Genomic DNA, 12786 nt, shown 5'->3' on the forward strand with positions numbered 1-12786 from the left:
CACCCGCCGACGTAGGCCGCCAGGTGTTCTCCGGTGAGGGTGGAACGCCCGGCAACCAGATCGGCGGGTGTGCCCTCGAAAACGATCCGGCCGCCGTCGTGACCCGCGCCCGGGCCGAGGTCGACGATCCAATCGGCATGCGCCATGACCGCCTGGTGGTGCTCGATGACGATGACAGACTTCCCGGAGTCCACGAGCCGGTCGAGCAAGCCGAGCAGCTGTTCGACGTCGGCGAGGTGCAAGCCCGAGGTGGGCTCATCGAGAACCAGCACGCCGCCCTTTTCGCCCATGTGGGTGGCCAGCTTGATCCGCTGCCGCTCGCCGCCCGAAAGGGTGGTGAGAGGCTGGCCGAGGCTGAGGTAGCCGAGTCCGACGTCGGCCAGCCGCTGCAGGATCGCGTGGGCTGCCGGGATCCTGGATTCGCCCGCGGAGAAGAACTCCTCGGCCTCTTTCACCGACATCGCCAACACCTCCGCGATGTTGCGGCCACCGAGCCGGTACTCGAGCACCGATGCCTGGAACCTCTTGCCTTCGCATTCCTCGCACGGAGTGGCCACGGTGTCCATGAACCCGAGATCCGTGTAGATGACGCCCGCGCCGTTGCAGGTGGGGCATGCGCCCTCGGAATTCGCGCTGAACAGCGCCGGCTTCACGCCATTGGCCTTCGCGAACGCCTTCCGGATGGGTTCGAGGAGTCCGGTGTAGGTCGCGGGGTTGCTCCGCCGGGAGCCCTTGATAGCCCCTTGGTCGATCGAAACGACGCCGTCCCGCTTGGACAACGAGCCGTGGATCAGCGAGCTCTTGCCGGATCCGGCGACGCCCGTGACGACAACCAGGACCCCGAGCGGAATGTCGATGTCGACGTCGCGCAGGTTGTTCTCGCTCGCGCCACGGATCTCCAGTGCGCCGGCAGCTGCCCGCACCGTCTTCTTGAGGGTTGAGCGGTCCTCGAGGTGGCGCCCGGTCAGGGTGCCGCTGGAACGCAGCCCTTCGAGGGTACCTTCAAAGACCACTTCACCTCCGGCGGTGCCCGCGCCGGGACCGAGGTCGACGACGTGGTCGGCGATCGCAATTGCCTCCGGTTTGTGTTCTACGACGAGCACGGTGTTGCCCTTGTCCCGCAACTGCAGCAGCAGTTTGTTCATGCGCTGGATGTCGTGAGGATGCAAGCCGATGGTGGGCTCGTCGAAGACGTAAGTGACGTCGGTAAGCGAGGAGCCCAAGTGCCGGATCATCTTGGTGCGCTGCGCTTCACCGCCGGAGAGCGTACCTGCCGGCCGGTCGAGCGAGAGATAGCCGAGTCCGATCTCCGCGAACGAGTCGAGGAGGTGCCGCAGCCCTTTGAGGAGCGGCGCCACCGATGGTTCATCGAGGCCGCGCACCCATTCTGCAAGGTCGCTGATCTGCATCGAGCAGGCGTCCGCGATGCTGATTCCCTTGATCTTGGACGAGCGGGCCGCCTCGGTGAGCCGGGTTCCATCGCAATCGGGACAGATCGTGAAGGTGATGGCCCGCTCCACGAAGGCACGGATGTGCGGCTGCATTCCCTCCGGATCCTTCGAGAGCATGGATTTCTGGATCTTGGGAATCAGGCCCTCGTAGGTCAGGTTGATTCCCTCGACCTTGATCTTGGTTGGCTCCTTGTGGAGCAGGTCGTGGAGTTCCTTCTTGGTGTACTTGCTGATCGGCTTGTCCATGTCGAAGAAGCCGGAGCCGCTGAAGATGCGGCCGTACCAGCCGTCCATGCTGTAGCCGGGGATGGTGAGGGCGCCCTCGGCGAGCGACTTGCCGCCGTCGTACAGTGCGGTCAGATCGAAGTCGGTGACCGAGCCGCGCCCTTCGCAGCGCGGGCACATACCGCCGGTGATGCTGAAACTCCGCCGCTCCTTCGTCGTCGTGCCACCGCGCTCGAAAGTGACCGCGCCCGCGCCCGAGACCGAAGCGACGTTGAACGAGAACGCTTGGGGCGATCCGATGTGCGGCTGGCCAAGCCGGCTGAAGAGCATGCGCAGCATGGTGTTCGCATCGGTGGCGGTGCCGACGGTGGAGCGGGTGTTCGCGCCCATCCGCTCCTGGTCGACGATGATCGCCGTCGTGAGTCCTTCGAGCAGGTCCACATCCGGCCGCGCCATGGTCGGCATGAACCCTTGCACGAAGGTGCTGTACGTCTCGTTGATCATGCGCTGCGACTCCGCGGCGATCGTCGCGAATACGAGGGAGCTCTTGCCCGAACCGGAGACGCCCGTGAACACGGTCAACCGGCGCTTCGGCAGCTCGATGCTGATGTCCTTGAGGTTGTTCTCCCGTGCGCCTTGGACGCGAATCAGATCGTGGGTGTCGGCAGTATGCAGCTCAGGCGACTGCGTGTCCGTGCTCGTGGCCGTGCTCATCGTGTCTCCATCTTTTACGCGGGGTCGTCTTCGCGGTCTTCGTCGGCGTCTGGTTGGCTATTGAGGATCCTGAAGCAGCCCGAGGACGTTGCCGTCGGGGTCGGTCACGGTGGCAACCAGACGGCCGCCCCCGACGTCGCGGGCTGCTTCCTTCAGGGTAGCGCCGGCGGCAGTCACCTCGGCCAGCTTCGCCTCGATGTCCGAAACGTGCCAGTAAGCAACGGGCGAGGTCATGGCCTGCGGTCCGCCTCCCGGAACGAGCCCGATGTGCTGACCCGCGACGTCGAAGCCGACATAATACGGCCCGTCGGCCTGCGGCGGTATGCCGAGCAAAGCCGTGTACACAGCCTTCGCCGCGGCGAGGTCCGTAACGGGATGCAGCACTGTCTTGATTCCCTCGTTGGAAGAGTCGCTCATGATCACTCCTGGAGTCATTAGGGGACGAAGCTGGCGTGGACGGTGTTGTCCATGACCGCCATTCTAGGCGCGGCCCGAAAGCGGCGCTTCTCCATTCCTGACCGGTCTGGGGCCGGGAGATTCGTTCTATGGACATCCCTGTTGAGGGGTGCCACGATGGCCGAACACGGCCCCTGGCGTACCGCGCCAGGGCGAAGCGAGGCTGGAGGAGCCAATGTCGGATTCCGATCTCGATCTGATGGTGGAGAAGTACCATCAAGCGCTTGATGCGTTCGTCAAAGGAGACCCGGAGCAGCAGAAGAAGCTGTTCTCAAAGAGCGACGACGTCACGCTCGCTAATCCGCTTGGGCCGCCTGCACGGGGCTCGAATGCGGTCGAGGCCACCATGGATCGGGCGTCATCCGGGCTGAGGGAGGGCGAGCCCATCAGATTCGAGCGAATCTCCGGGTATGTCGGGACGGAGCTTGCGTACATCGTCGAAATCGAATGGGCACGGGCCAAGGTTGGCGGATCTGATGAGGTGTCCCCGATACCCCTTCGGGTGACGACGATTTTCCGCCGGGAAGAAGGTGAGTGGAAGGTCCTCCACCGTCACGCGGATCCCATACTTTCCGCGCGGCCGATCGAGTCGATCGTCCAGGCCTAGTGGCTCCCGAGGTGCTGGATCAACGCGTCGAGGATCGGCACCTGCCCGCCTACCAGTTTGGCGCGGGCAACTGCCTCCGTGGCCCAGACCGCGTCGTCGATCTCCGGGTAGCTCCGGACAATGCCGGATCCTCGCGGCCATTCCAGCTCGAAGGTATTGCTGACGATTCTCTCGGGGTCGAAGTCCGACTCCGCCGTGAAAGCCGCCACGAGTTTGCCCGACGGCTGCCGGAAGATGCCCAGCTGGTGATATTCGACGACGGGCGGGGGAGAGCCTATCTCCTCGGCGAATTCACGTTTGGCGGCCACCAGGGGATCCTCGTCTTCGAGGTATTCGCCTTTGGGTATGGACCAGGCACGTGCATCTTTATGCGCCCAGAAGGGTCCGCCCATATGGGCTATCCAGACTTCCAATTCCGCCGCGGAATTCCGACGGTACAACAGAATGCCCGCGCTTCGAACTGTCATTTGCCCTCCCAGGCATAGGTTATCTGCCGGGTCGGACGGTCGGAACCTTCAGCACTCCCAAGGCCTCTACCAAATACGGGACCGGATCCGCATCCGTGCCGGCGGCCCACTGCATCCAGGCCTCGAAAGTCGCCCCGAGATAGGCGGCGCACAGATAGCCTGCCGCGCTTTCGGTGACGCCTTGCGCCAGGAGGTAAAGCCTCGCCCGTTCCCGCTGCGGAGCCAGGGCACCGTAACTTCTGCTCGCCAGTTCAGGGTGCTCTGCAATCAGGCGCAGGCGCCCGCGCGTGACGGAAAGGTCCAGGATCGCCGAAACCCCGGCGATAGCAGCCGCCCGAAGTCCGGCGAGGATGCCGCCGTCGGAAGTGTCGCCGTCACCCTGATCGCCGTCGGTCGGGTCCGCTGCGCGAGCGTTCTCCAGCACCTGGCCGGAGGCTTCCACTACCGGTTCCATGCCACCCCACACGAGGTCAGCTTTGTTCGGGAAGTAGCGGTAGAGGCTCTTCCGTCCGATTCCCGCCGCGCGTGCGATGTCCTCCATTGATGTCCGTTCGTAGCCGTTCTCGGCAAAAAGACGGAGCGCGACGCCGGCCACGGCGTCCGGATCAATTGTCGCCGGGCGTCCGGTGGAGCGCCCGACGCCGGGCTTCGTATGGTCTGCGGGCATCTCTCCAGTATCCACTCTTACATAATGACATGGAGTGTCATAAGGTGAAGGAAACGCCACCAACACGTTCGGGAGGAACAACATGGGTAACGGGACTGCATGGCAGGAAGCCGCCATCAATGGCCGTTTTGCCGGGAAGACCGTGATCGTCACCGGGGCGGGCTCGGGCATCGGCCAGGCTACGGCCCTGCGCGTCGCGAAGGAAGGCGGGCGGGTCATCGCCGCCGACATCAGCAAGGAGCGCCTGGACGCCCTGGTGGAGGAAAACGGCGGCTTGGATCTGGTGCCCGTGGCCGGCGACATCTCCACCGAGGAGACCGTTGCCGCCGTCGTCGTTGCCGCCGGCGGCCGCGTGGACGCCCTCGCCAACATCGCCGGCATCATGGATAACTTCGCCCCGATTCACGAAGTGGACGACGCCATGTGGGAGCGGGTCTTCCGGATCAACGTCACAGCCCTCATGCGCTTGACCCGCGCGGTGGTGCCTCTAATGTTGGAGGCCGGCACCGGCTCCGTGGTCAACGTCGCTTCCGAAGCCGGACTGCGCGGCTCCGCTGCTGGTGCCACCTACACTGCGTCGAAGCACGCCGTGGTCGGCCTGACCAAGAACTCAGCTGTGATGTACGGACCGAAGGGGCTGCGCTTCAACGCCGTTGCCCCCGGACCCACCATCACCAACATCGAGGCGGTGTGGGGATCGCAATTGGCCGCCGAACGACTCGCTCCGCTCATGCAGGCCACTGTCCCCACCCCGGCGACGGCTGCCCAGTTGGCGGCATCCATCACCTTCCTGCTCAGCGAGGACGGCACCAACGTCAACGGCGCCATCCTCGCGTCCGACGGCGGCTGGTCAGCGCTGTAGGGCGGCTCTTCGCGAGGAGGGGTTCAGCCGGAGGGGAGCGGTTCGACCGCAGAGCCAAGTCGGAGCGACACGTCGCATGCCTTGATCAGCGCCTCGTCGTGGGTGGCTATGATGACGGCGACGCCGCGGGCTGCCTCTTCCAGCAGGAAGCGTGTCACGAGATTGCGGTTGTCGAGGTCGAGGGACGCGGTCGGCTCGTCCGCAAAAATGACATCGGCGGAGCGGAACATCGCCCGCGCTAGGCCGACGCGTTGCTTCTCGCCGCCGCTCAGAGTTGAAACCTTCTCGCGGGCCCTGCCTGCAAGTCCCACCCGGTCGAGCGCACTTTCAAGGCCCGCCCTGTGGCGCTTCTCAAGTCCGAAGATTGGCAACTGCGAGAGGGCAACGTTGTACTCGACAGATTCTTCATCGATGAGGCCGTAATCCTGGAAGACAAAGGCGGCGTGCTGCTGCCAGAACCGACGACGACGCCGGTCGTCCCAGCGCGTGGCGTCCCTGCCCCCGACGTGCACCTGCCCGCCGTCGACGCGGCGCAGGAGCCCCAGGACATTTAGGAGGGTTGTCTTCCCGCACCCGCTGGGCCCAACAAACGCTAGGGTTTCCCCGGGGGTCGCATGGACGCTTTGTCCTTTGAGAACGTCCTTGCCCTCGATGGTCACTGTGATGTTCTCTGCTTTGATATCCATTGAGTTCCCTTCCCCGATACCTTCGTTGGTCTACGCTCGGCGGGCGAGTAGTTGTGCGAAGACTCCGTTGGCAGACGTGATATGAAGGAGGCCGCTTATGAGCGCGTAGAGCGGGACTGCCGCCAGGGCCCACCAGGCATCACTTCCGCTTCCCGCTCCAAGTGCCAGGAACATCGCGATGGCGACGACGACAGCAAGCGTCCCTTCCCAGGCGAGCCGTCGCGCGAGCGACTTTGCCCAAGGCCACCCGGCTGTGCGCTGTACGAAGTGGCGACGGCCCTTGGCTACCGCGTACACGAGCGCCGAGACGGCGGTGCTCATAGTCAACGCCAGTAGGACCAACGTGAAGGAGAGAGTTTTCATGCCCGCAGACTGGCTCTGAAGCTGGCTGTTGTACAAGCCAGCGTCGGAGATACGATCCACCGAAAGGACGACGTTCCCCAACGGGTGGCCAGCGAGGTAATCCCGTACCCAGCGAGCATCGCTGAATGTGAGGTTTCCGCTAGTGAGGAAGGCGCCAATTGTGCCGTCATCGAAGATTTCTGCCGGATCATCAACTAGAACAATGAGTGGGTTCTCGAAGTGGGCCATTTCTCCAAGTCTGGGAGGCAACCCAGGAAAGTTTTTGTGGCCGGTGTAGCGGTACGTCTTGAACGCGTTCGCGAATCCGTCAAGAGTGCCCACCCTGGTCCAGAGCGGGTACTGACCCTCCAGATGCTCCCTGAGTGCGGCTGGCAGCTGATCTGGGGAAATCCGCTCTGCACGAGTGCCTAACGGATTCCCGGCTAAGGGCGTTGAATCAATGAGGGTTGAAATCGCCCTCAAGTAGCTAGGGTTCACCAGGACTGTGCCGTCATATCCGCCAAGGTCGGTGGACGCTCCTTCGTTCAGAGAAATGATATTCGCGGGTTTGAAGGAATAGGAGAATGTCAACTTGCCGGCGCGGGATGCTGCGACGGCCAAATCGCGCATTTCCGCTAGCCGTCGTTCGAATTCAGTCTCTGAGCCAGTGCTGATCCGGACCGAGACATTGTTCTTCAGGACTTCCCACTGGGCGTTTTTGTTTGAAAGATTCGTCGCTTCGGCGATCGATGCCCCGACGATCGGCAGCGTGACTGTGACGAGGACGAGTGTTGCGCCCTTGAGTACCTCGCTAATCCACTGGAAGTGCTTCTCCGGGGGCTGGCGGGAGGCGATTCCGGAGACAGAAGGCCACGTCATGGCGCTGACGATCAAGGCGCAGAGCAGCATCACAGCCAAAGCCGAGGCTAGGAAGAACACGCTCGCCTGGGCGAACGGCAGTAGGTAGGACGCCTTGCCTTGGACCGCAACCACCACGAGGGCCGTGAGAAGGCCCCCGCTTGCGGGGAGAACCACGACCTGGACGAGCGAAAGAAGGTCCTCACCAACTACTTTGGCCGCCGTTGCTCCGCACAAGAGCTTGAGGGACCGGGCCCGGGCCCGGAGGGCGTACCACGAGATGACGAGCGCGATGAGCAGGACGAGGCAGGTCAGAAACGTCAACCAAGCTCCGGTAGAAAACACCGCCTGCTGGAGCACCGCGGCGGGGACCTTGGCGATGACAGCGTTCTTGACACCACGAGCATCGAACCATTTGTTGAGCTGCGCCACCGCAGTCTCTGGCCCTGAATAGACGTAGGGGCCGTTGAGGTTGGCGCTGCCAAGTTCGTGGGCGGAGCGTAGCTCTCCGTGCATCCCGGCGTCGAACCACTCGAGCACCCGCGGCGTGTCGGTCGCGTTCCTACTGAACGCATACAGTGAGCGAGCGTTGTAGAAGTCTTCAGGATCGGCCACTATTTTGGCCAGATGAAGCCCTGAGGCATCCGCAAGCGCGTCCAGCTCCGAAATGATTTGGGCTTTAGGCAACCGAGTCTGGGAGAAATCGAGGCTTGCCCTGAACTCGGCGTCGCGCGGAAACGCCTCTTCAGTGGTCTGTATGTATATGCCGGCCAGCACCGATAGGAATATAGCGATTCCAAAAGAAGTGACTCGCACCAAGATTTTCAGCATTTGAGATGGGTCCTCGGAGAGCGGGATTGAGTCCGCCCAGTGGGCTTGGAGCGAAGCCCACTGGGTGGAACTCAACTGGATTGGCGCGGTTGAGGTCCTAACAGACCCGGTAGTAATACTTGTTATGTGTCCAGGGCGTTGCCCCGAGCCAAGAATTTGACCACTGCCCGGCGGCGATATCGGCGCTCCGATTGTTTCCCCAGTCGTTCCAAACCGAAGATCCGTGGCACTGCGAACCATGGAAGTAGTCGGAGTAAATGCCGACGCCATTGAAGCCGTAGTTCCACTGGCCGCCCTGGACCGGGTATTGCGTGGCCGCGACAGCGGTTCCGGCGACGGAGGACAGCGCTCCGGTGAGCGCGAGTCCGGCCAATGCTTTCTTCATGTTCATTGAAATCCCCTCAATTCGAATAAGAGATGTCTTTCCACATCTGCTCGGCGTCCATTGGGCAGCCGAGCACCAGCGACCGGACAGGTCTCAAACCGAAAGAGAGATAACCGGCGTGTGAGCAAGGCTACGGGCTGAATCGGCCATTAGGAGGTTGATGTTCCCGAATTGAGTGGCCCGAAGAGGGAAATTGAGTGGTCCGAAGGGGAGAATTGAGTGGCCCAGAGGAAAATACGCATCCATGTCGTGCATCGCCGATATTAACATGAAGCGTGCGGAAGGGGCCTTCGCCTTGGTCGACTGGCCGGCCGAGCAGATCGCTCCGGACATTGCCGCGGCGCTCAAGGACCGGACCACGGCCATCGTGGCCAACGCTGACGAACTGTTCGACGTGGACATTGACGTGATCGTGGAAGCCACAGGGAACCCGATCACGGGAATAAAGCACGCCCTGCGCGCCATCGAAACCAAGAAGCACATCATCATGGTGACCGTTGAAGCCAACGCGGCGGCGGGCCCGGCGCTAGCTAAGCGTGCAGAAGCTGCCGGCGTCGTACATGCACACCTCGTTCCGCGACGGTACGAAAGCGGCAATTGAGATGACTGCCGTCGCCAACGGTGCGGGCCTGGCGCCGTCTGACTCCGGGCTCAGCTTCACGCCGGGCAACGTCGGAGAGATCGCCACGATTTGCCGGCCAAACGAGGTTGGGAGCTCCCTTGCCCATGAAGGCAGCGTGGATGTCATGTCTAGCGTGAACCGCGACGGCAGCTGGATCAGCCACAACACCCAGGAAGGCGTCTTCGTCGTCAAGGCAACAAACGCAGCTGAAGGACTTGACCTTCATCGCGGAAACCGCGGCAGGGGCCGGGGTGGATCTACCGGTCTCCAGCAGCGTCCGCAGTGCATTTCAAACGATGGTTTCGCAGGGACTTGGCGAGCTGGACCATACGGGCATCTATCTCAGCATTCGCGCCTAGCCGGGACGACGACGGCGGGAGCGTCCCGCCGTCGTGGTTCTGCGTTGCCTCGGCTTCAGCCGGTATAGCCTTCCACCTGTTTTGGGGGCCGTGGCTTGGCCTCGTTCGGGTTCTCCCCGTACTGTCTCTTGGCCCGCCTTTGCCGCAGCAGGTCCCAACACTGATCCAGGTCCAGTTCGATCCGCTCCAGCCTTGCGCGGTCAGGTGCATGCGCTGGACCCGGCGGGGCCGCCTCTGCCTTCTCCCGGAGTTCCCGCTCTTCCTCCACCAGCGATTGGATGCGGTGCAGAATGCCCTGTTCGTCCATGGTGACCCTCTTCCTGAACTAGCCGTTACCAGTCAGGTTAGTGAGCCGCGCTGGGTGTGAACAGAGGCGGTGTTCGCTAGAGCTGTCCCGGCTGTCTCCCGTTTGCGGAATACTTGGACGCAGATCCAGGATTTCCGCAAGCGAAGGCGGTGATTAGAGCCGTGAACGGCGAAAACAGTGCGTTCAAGCGCAGGCTGGAGCGAGCCATGGAGCTGCGGAACGTCCGCGCAACCGGCATGACGGCCGAAGAAGAAGCCGAACTTGAGGCCGCCGAGGACGAAGAGCGGCGGAAGCGCAAGAAGGTGGACGACGCTGCGCGGGTGGAATACCTGATCCGCGACGCCATGGCGCAAGGGAAGTTCGACAACCTGAAGTACGCAGGCAAGCCGATCCCCGGGCTGGGGGAGCGCTACGATCCCGATTGGTGGGTCAAAGGCCTCATCCAGCGCGAACATCTCAGCGGCCTTGGCCCGAAAGCCATTCTCCTACGCACCGAGGATGCTGAACTGGATGCCAAGCTTGACGCCCTGTACTCCGAAAATCAGGTGCGCGAGCTGGTGGAGGACTTCAATGCCCGGGTCATTGACGCGCGGCGCCAGCTCCAGGGCGGCCCGCCGGTGGTCACGAAAACCCGCGATGTCGGCGTCGAGCTGGAACGCTGGCGCGAGCGCCGGGCGGCGGCTGCTAAGGCAACCGCGGCGGCCCAGGAAGCCGTGAATCAGGAACTTGCGGGCAAGCGGCCGTGGTGGCGTCGCATCTGGAACGGTTCCGGGTAGGCCGGACTCAGCTGCGCAGTCCGGTGTTGAACGCGGGCGTTCCTGCCAGCCGGCCGCCGTCGACGGCGAGAACGGTTCCAGTGACGAACGAGGACTGGTCCGAGCAAAGCCAGACGGCGGCGGCGGCAACCTCGGCCGTGGAGCCGATCCGGCCCAGCGGCACGGCCGCGGCCACACGGTCCTGTGCGGCTTGGCCCGCCCCGGCGAGCCGCTCGGTGAGGATGGGGCCGGGAGCGATCGCGTTGACCCGGATCCCGTGTGAGGCGTAGTCGAGCGCGGCCACCCGTGTCAGGCCGCCGACGCCGAACTTGCTCGCCACGTAGCCGCTCATGCCAGCGACGCCTTGTTCGCCGGCGGTGGAGGACATGTTGACGATCGCCCCGCCGTCTCCGCTTTTGAGTATGAGCTCGATTTCGTACTTCAGGCAGAGGAACACCCCGCGCAGGTTGACCGAGATTGCACTGTCGAACTCCGCGCTTGCCCACTCGGCCAGGGGCGCCGGGGCCCGCCCGCCGCCTGCGGCATTGTTGACCGCGGCGTCGAGGCGGCCGAAGCGGTCCCGGATTTGGGCCATCAGGGCTTTCACCGAGTCCTCATCACTCACATCCACGGACATGGCCACGGCATTCCCGCCGCCCGAAGTAATGGCGGCAACCTGCTGGGATAGGCGAGCGCTGTCACGCGAGGCAAGGACGACGTCTGCACCGGCGCCAGCCAGCGCAGCTGCGATCTCCGCACCGATTCCGCGGCTCGCTCCAGTGACGAGCGCGACCTTGCCGTGCAGCGGCCGGGTGGGATCCGGCGTCGTCATGGCGTTGTCCGGCTTGGGCCGTGCATTTGGCGTGCGCCGGGTGCGTGCGCCCGGGGCTCTTGGTTCGCGGCTGCCCGGTTGCGGGAGAGCAGGAAGCCTGCAGCCACCAGCCAGAGAAGGCCGCCGAAGCGCCCGATCGGCAGCAGGAACTGAAGAGGTTCGATCGCCATGGACAGGAAGCTCAACTCGGACAGCGCGGCAATGACCAGTCCGGTCCAGGCCAGCCAACGGGGCATGAAGCCCAGGATCAGGGCCGGGACGGCGATGCCCGCCATGAGGAGGCCGATTCCGACGACGAAGCCGACCCCGCCGGTGATGAACGCGGCGAGCGCGAGTGCGTGGGTGAGCGTCACATCCGTGGTGATTTCCGGCCGGCTCAGCAGCCAGGTCACGGAACCCGACAGCATCAGGAAGATGGCTGCGCTGACGCCGCCGAAGAAGCTAATGGCCGGCCCTGGAACGCGCACGCCGAGCCGGAGCTGCCGGGCGTAGACGGTGGCCGCGTAGATCCCCAATGGCACGGCGGAGCCGAATTGGAGCATTCCGCCGACCCGCATGGCAGCGACGTTTTGCTGGAAGAATGCGGCCACCTGCCCCGTCGAAGCAAAGGGCGAGACGAACGTCTGGCCGCCTGTCAGGATTGCGGACGTGATGAGGCTGGCGAGGAAAATGCCCAGGCTGACGAGGGCAAGAACGCCGGGGTGCGGGCCGCCTGACCGGGCTGGACGGCCGTCATCGGAAATCGAACGACTACTCATGGCTGAACCTCTCGTAATTGCGTCACTACTGAAATAGTTCACCTCTAGAATTATTCTGTCAAGCCTGTATTCTGAATCCATGGACTTAGCCACGCCGGGCCGGCCGAAACGGACCGCTTTTCTCTTGTCGCAGCTGGGCGCCGTCGCATCGTCCCGCTTTGCCGACCGCACTCGGGAGATCGGCCTCACGCCCAGCGACGCCGGTGTCATCCGCCTGCTCGGACGCGCCCCTGGGTTGAGCCAACGCTCCCTTGCGGACAGGCTCGGTGCCGTCCCCAGCCGGGTGGTTTCACTCATCGACTCGCTTCAGGAACGCGGCCTCGTGGAGAGGGTGCGCAGCAGTACAGACCGGCGAAACTATGAATTACACCTCACCGACGCTGGCACGCGCGTGCTGCGGGAGCTGCGCGGGATCGCGGAACAGCATGAAGCGGAGCTTCTGGCCCCGCTGACAGGCGAGCAGGTCACGCAACTTGGCGAGCTGCTTGCGCAGCTCGCCAACGGCCACAGGCTGGACAGGGACGTCCACCGCGACGTCGGCCGCCAGGCCGGACGCGATGTCGGACCTGACGGCGGACCTGATCGAGCACGTAAGGCCTGAT

Annotated in this window: 16 protein-coding genes and 1 pseudogene; 7 read left to right on the forward strand and 10 right to left on the reverse strand. The window is 63.8% G+C overall.

The features are described 5' to 3' along the window. Together AC4CS3_RS22235 and AC4CS3_RS22240 are read right to left on the reverse strand one after the other, a co-directional pair. Window positions 1–2390: ATP-binding cassette domain-containing protein (locus AC4CS3_RS22235; protein WP_490785270.1), on the reverse strand; the 2390-nt coding region annotated here is incomplete at its 3' end. A 57-nt stretch (window positions 2391–2447) separates the two neighbouring features. Continuing rightward, window positions 2448–2807, reverse strand: a complete 360-nt coding sequence (locus AC4CS3_RS22240) for a VOC family protein (protein WP_490785271.1) — start codon at window positions 2805–2807, stop codon at window positions 2448–2450. 214 nt (window positions 2808–3021) lie between these two features. Between AC4CS3_RS22240 and AC4CS3_RS22245 the strand changes: the two genes are divergently transcribed. After that, entirely contained in the window at window positions 3022–3453 is a 432-nt protein-coding gene (locus tag AC4CS3_RS22245; protein WP_490785272.1) for a YybH family protein, read from the forward strand. On the opposite strand, the gene AC4CS3_RS22250 is transcribed toward AC4CS3_RS22245, so the two are convergent. Beyond that, window positions 3450–3920, reverse strand: coding sequence for an NUDIX hydrolase (locus tag AC4CS3_RS22250; RefSeq protein ID WP_490785273.1), 471 nt, complete (start codon window positions 3918–3920; stop codon window positions 3450–3452). The two genes, AC4CS3_RS22245 and AC4CS3_RS22250, sit on opposite strands and share 4 nt — an antisense overlap. A 19-nt stretch (window positions 3921–3939) precedes the next feature. Further along, window positions 3940–4587, reverse strand: coding sequence for a TetR family transcriptional regulator (locus AC4CS3_RS22255; RefSeq protein ID WP_490785274.1), 648 nt, complete (start codon window positions 4585–4587; stop codon window positions 3940–3942). Between the two features lie 82 nt (window positions 4588–4669). Here AC4CS3_RS22255 and AC4CS3_RS22260 point away from each other — a divergent pair, with 82 nt between their 5' ends. Continuing rightward, a complete protein-coding gene (locus AC4CS3_RS22260; RefSeq protein ID WP_490785275.1) occupies window positions 4670–5449 on the forward strand; it encodes an SDR family NAD(P)-dependent oxidoreductase in 780 nt (259 codons plus the stop codon). A gap of 23 nt (window positions 5450–5472) precedes the next feature. Here AC4CS3_RS22260 and AC4CS3_RS22265 read toward each other — a convergent pair whose 3' ends face one another. The 3 genes from AC4CS3_RS22265 to AC4CS3_RS22275 all read right to left on the reverse strand — a co-directional run bounded on the left by AC4CS3_RS22265 (window position 5473) and on the right by AC4CS3_RS22275 (window position 8557). Beyond that, on the reverse strand, window positions 5473–6135 hold the full coding sequence (locus tag AC4CS3_RS22265; RefSeq protein ID WP_490785276.1) for an ATP-binding cassette domain-containing protein: 663 nt from the start codon (window positions 6133–6135) through the stop codon (window positions 5473–5475). 30 nt (window positions 6136–6165) lie between these two features. After that, a complete protein-coding gene (locus AC4CS3_RS22270; RefSeq protein WP_490785277.1) occupies window positions 6166–8112 on the reverse strand; it encodes a hypothetical protein in 1947 nt (648 codons plus the stop codon). Between the two features lie 151 nt (window positions 8113–8263). Beyond that, window positions 8264–8557, reverse strand: a complete 294-nt coding sequence (locus tag AC4CS3_RS22275; RefSeq protein WP_404499256.1) for a lactococcin 972 family bacteriocin — start codon at window positions 8555–8557, stop codon at window positions 8264–8266. 262 nt (window positions 8558–8819) lie between these two features. On the opposite strand from AC4CS3_RS22275, the gene AC4CS3_RS22280 reads away from it, so the two are divergent. The 3 genes and pseudogenes from AC4CS3_RS22280 to AC4CS3_RS22290 all read left to right on the forward strand — a co-directional run bounded on the left by AC4CS3_RS22280 (window position 8820) and on the right by AC4CS3_RS22290 (window position 9532). Then, window positions 8820–9152 (forward strand): hypothetical protein, encoded by a 333-nt coding sequence (locus tag AC4CS3_RS22280; protein WP_490785278.1) that lies wholly within the window; start codon window positions 8820–8822, stop codon window positions 9150–9152. Between the two features lies 1 nt (window position 9153). Then, window positions 9154–9318, forward strand: a pseudogene (locus AC4CS3_RS22285) (flagellar biosynthesis protein FlgA); the annotation flags it as partial. Window positions 9319–9388: 70 nt separating this feature from the next. Beyond that, a complete protein-coding gene (locus tag AC4CS3_RS22290) occupies window positions 9389–9532 on the forward strand; it encodes a hypothetical protein (protein WP_490785279.1) in 144 nt (47 codons plus the stop codon). 55 nt (window positions 9533–9587) lie between these two features. Here AC4CS3_RS22290 and AC4CS3_RS22295 read toward each other — a convergent pair whose 3' ends face one another. Continuing rightward, complete coding sequence (locus AC4CS3_RS22295; protein ID WP_268020359.1) at window positions 9588–9839, reverse strand: DUF2630 family protein; 252 nt, start codon at window positions 9837–9839, stop codon at window positions 9588–9590. Window positions 9840–10000: 161 nt separating this feature from the next. On the opposite strand from AC4CS3_RS22295, the gene AC4CS3_RS22300 reads away from it, so the two are divergent. After that, window positions 10001–10615 (forward strand): DnaJ family domain-containing protein, encoded by a 615-nt coding sequence (locus AC4CS3_RS22300; RefSeq protein WP_490785280.1) that lies wholly within the window; start codon window positions 10001–10003, stop codon window positions 10613–10615. Window positions 10616–10622: 7 nt separating this feature from the next. Here the strand turns inward: AC4CS3_RS22300 and AC4CS3_RS22305 are convergent, their stop codons facing one another. After that, entirely contained in the window at window positions 10623–11426 is an 804-nt protein-coding gene (locus AC4CS3_RS22305) for an SDR family NAD(P)-dependent oxidoreductase (RefSeq protein ID WP_490785281.1), read from the reverse strand. Beyond that, window positions 11423–12184, reverse strand: coding sequence for a hypothetical protein (locus AC4CS3_RS22310; RefSeq protein WP_490785282.1), 762 nt, complete (start codon window positions 12182–12184; stop codon window positions 11423–11425). The genes AC4CS3_RS22305 and AC4CS3_RS22310 overlap by 4 nt, the downstream gene beginning before the upstream one ends. A gap of 79 nt (window positions 12185–12263) precedes the next feature. Between AC4CS3_RS22310 and AC4CS3_RS22315 the strand changes: the two genes are divergently transcribed. Beyond that, a complete protein-coding gene (locus tag AC4CS3_RS22315; protein WP_441413678.1) occupies window positions 12264–12785 on the forward strand; it encodes a MarR family winged helix-turn-helix transcriptional regulator in 522 nt (173 codons plus the stop codon). Window position 12786: the final 1 nt, after the last annotated feature.

This window comes from Arthrobacter sp. SE2, from assembly GCF_058244265.1.

What these genes read in the sequence shown, in the direction of transcription:
- AC4CS3_RS22255 (WP_490785274.1), bottom strand. Translation starts at nt 4,587, where the DNA reads ATGCCCGCAGACCATACGAAGCCCGGCGTCGGGCGCTCCACCGGACGC.
- AC4CS3_RS22280 (WP_490785278.1), top strand. Translation starts at nt 8,820, where the DNA reads ATGAAGCGTGCGGAAGGGGCCTTCGCCTTGGTCGACTGGCCGGCCGAG.
- AC4CS3_RS22240 (WP_490785271.1), bottom strand. Translation starts at nt 2,807, where the DNA reads ATGAGCGACTCTTCCAACGAGGGAATCAAGACAGTGCTGCATCCCGTT.
- AC4CS3_RS22295 (WP_268020359.1), bottom strand. Translation starts at nt 9,839, where the DNA reads ATGGACGAACAGGGCATTCTGCACCGCATCCAATCGCTGGTGGAGGAA.
- AC4CS3_RS22250 (WP_490785273.1), bottom strand. Translation starts at nt 3,920, where the DNA reads ATGACAGTTCGAAGCGCGGGCATTCTGTTGTACCGTCGGAATTCCGCG.
- AC4CS3_RS22275 (WP_404499256.1), bottom strand. Translation starts at nt 8,557, where the DNA reads ATGAACATGAAGAAAGCATTGGCCGGACTCGCGCTCACCGGAGCGCTG.
- AC4CS3_RS22265 (WP_490785276.1), bottom strand. Translation starts at nt 6,135, where the DNA reads ATGGATATCAAAGCAGAGAACATCACAGTGACCATCGAGGGCAAGGAC.
- AC4CS3_RS22245 (WP_490785272.1), top strand. Translation starts at nt 3,022, where the DNA reads ATGTCGGATTCCGATCTCGATCTGATGGTGGAGAAGTACCATCAAGCG.
- AC4CS3_RS22310 (WP_490785282.1), bottom strand. Translation starts at nt 12,184, where the DNA reads ATGAGTAGTCGTTCGATTTCCGATGACGGCCGTCCAGCCCGGTCAGGC.
- AC4CS3_RS22305 (WP_490785281.1), bottom strand. Translation starts at nt 11,426, where the DNA reads ATGACGACGCCGGATCCCACCCGGCCGCTGCACGGCAAGGTCGCGCTC.
- AC4CS3_RS22260 (WP_490785275.1), top strand. Translation starts at nt 4,670, where the DNA reads ATGGGTAACGGGACTGCATGGCAGGAAGCCGCCATCAATGGCCGTTTT.
- AC4CS3_RS22315 (WP_441413678.1), top strand. Translation starts at nt 12,264, where the DNA reads ATGGACTTAGCCACGCCGGGCCGGCCGAAACGGACCGCTTTTCTCTTG.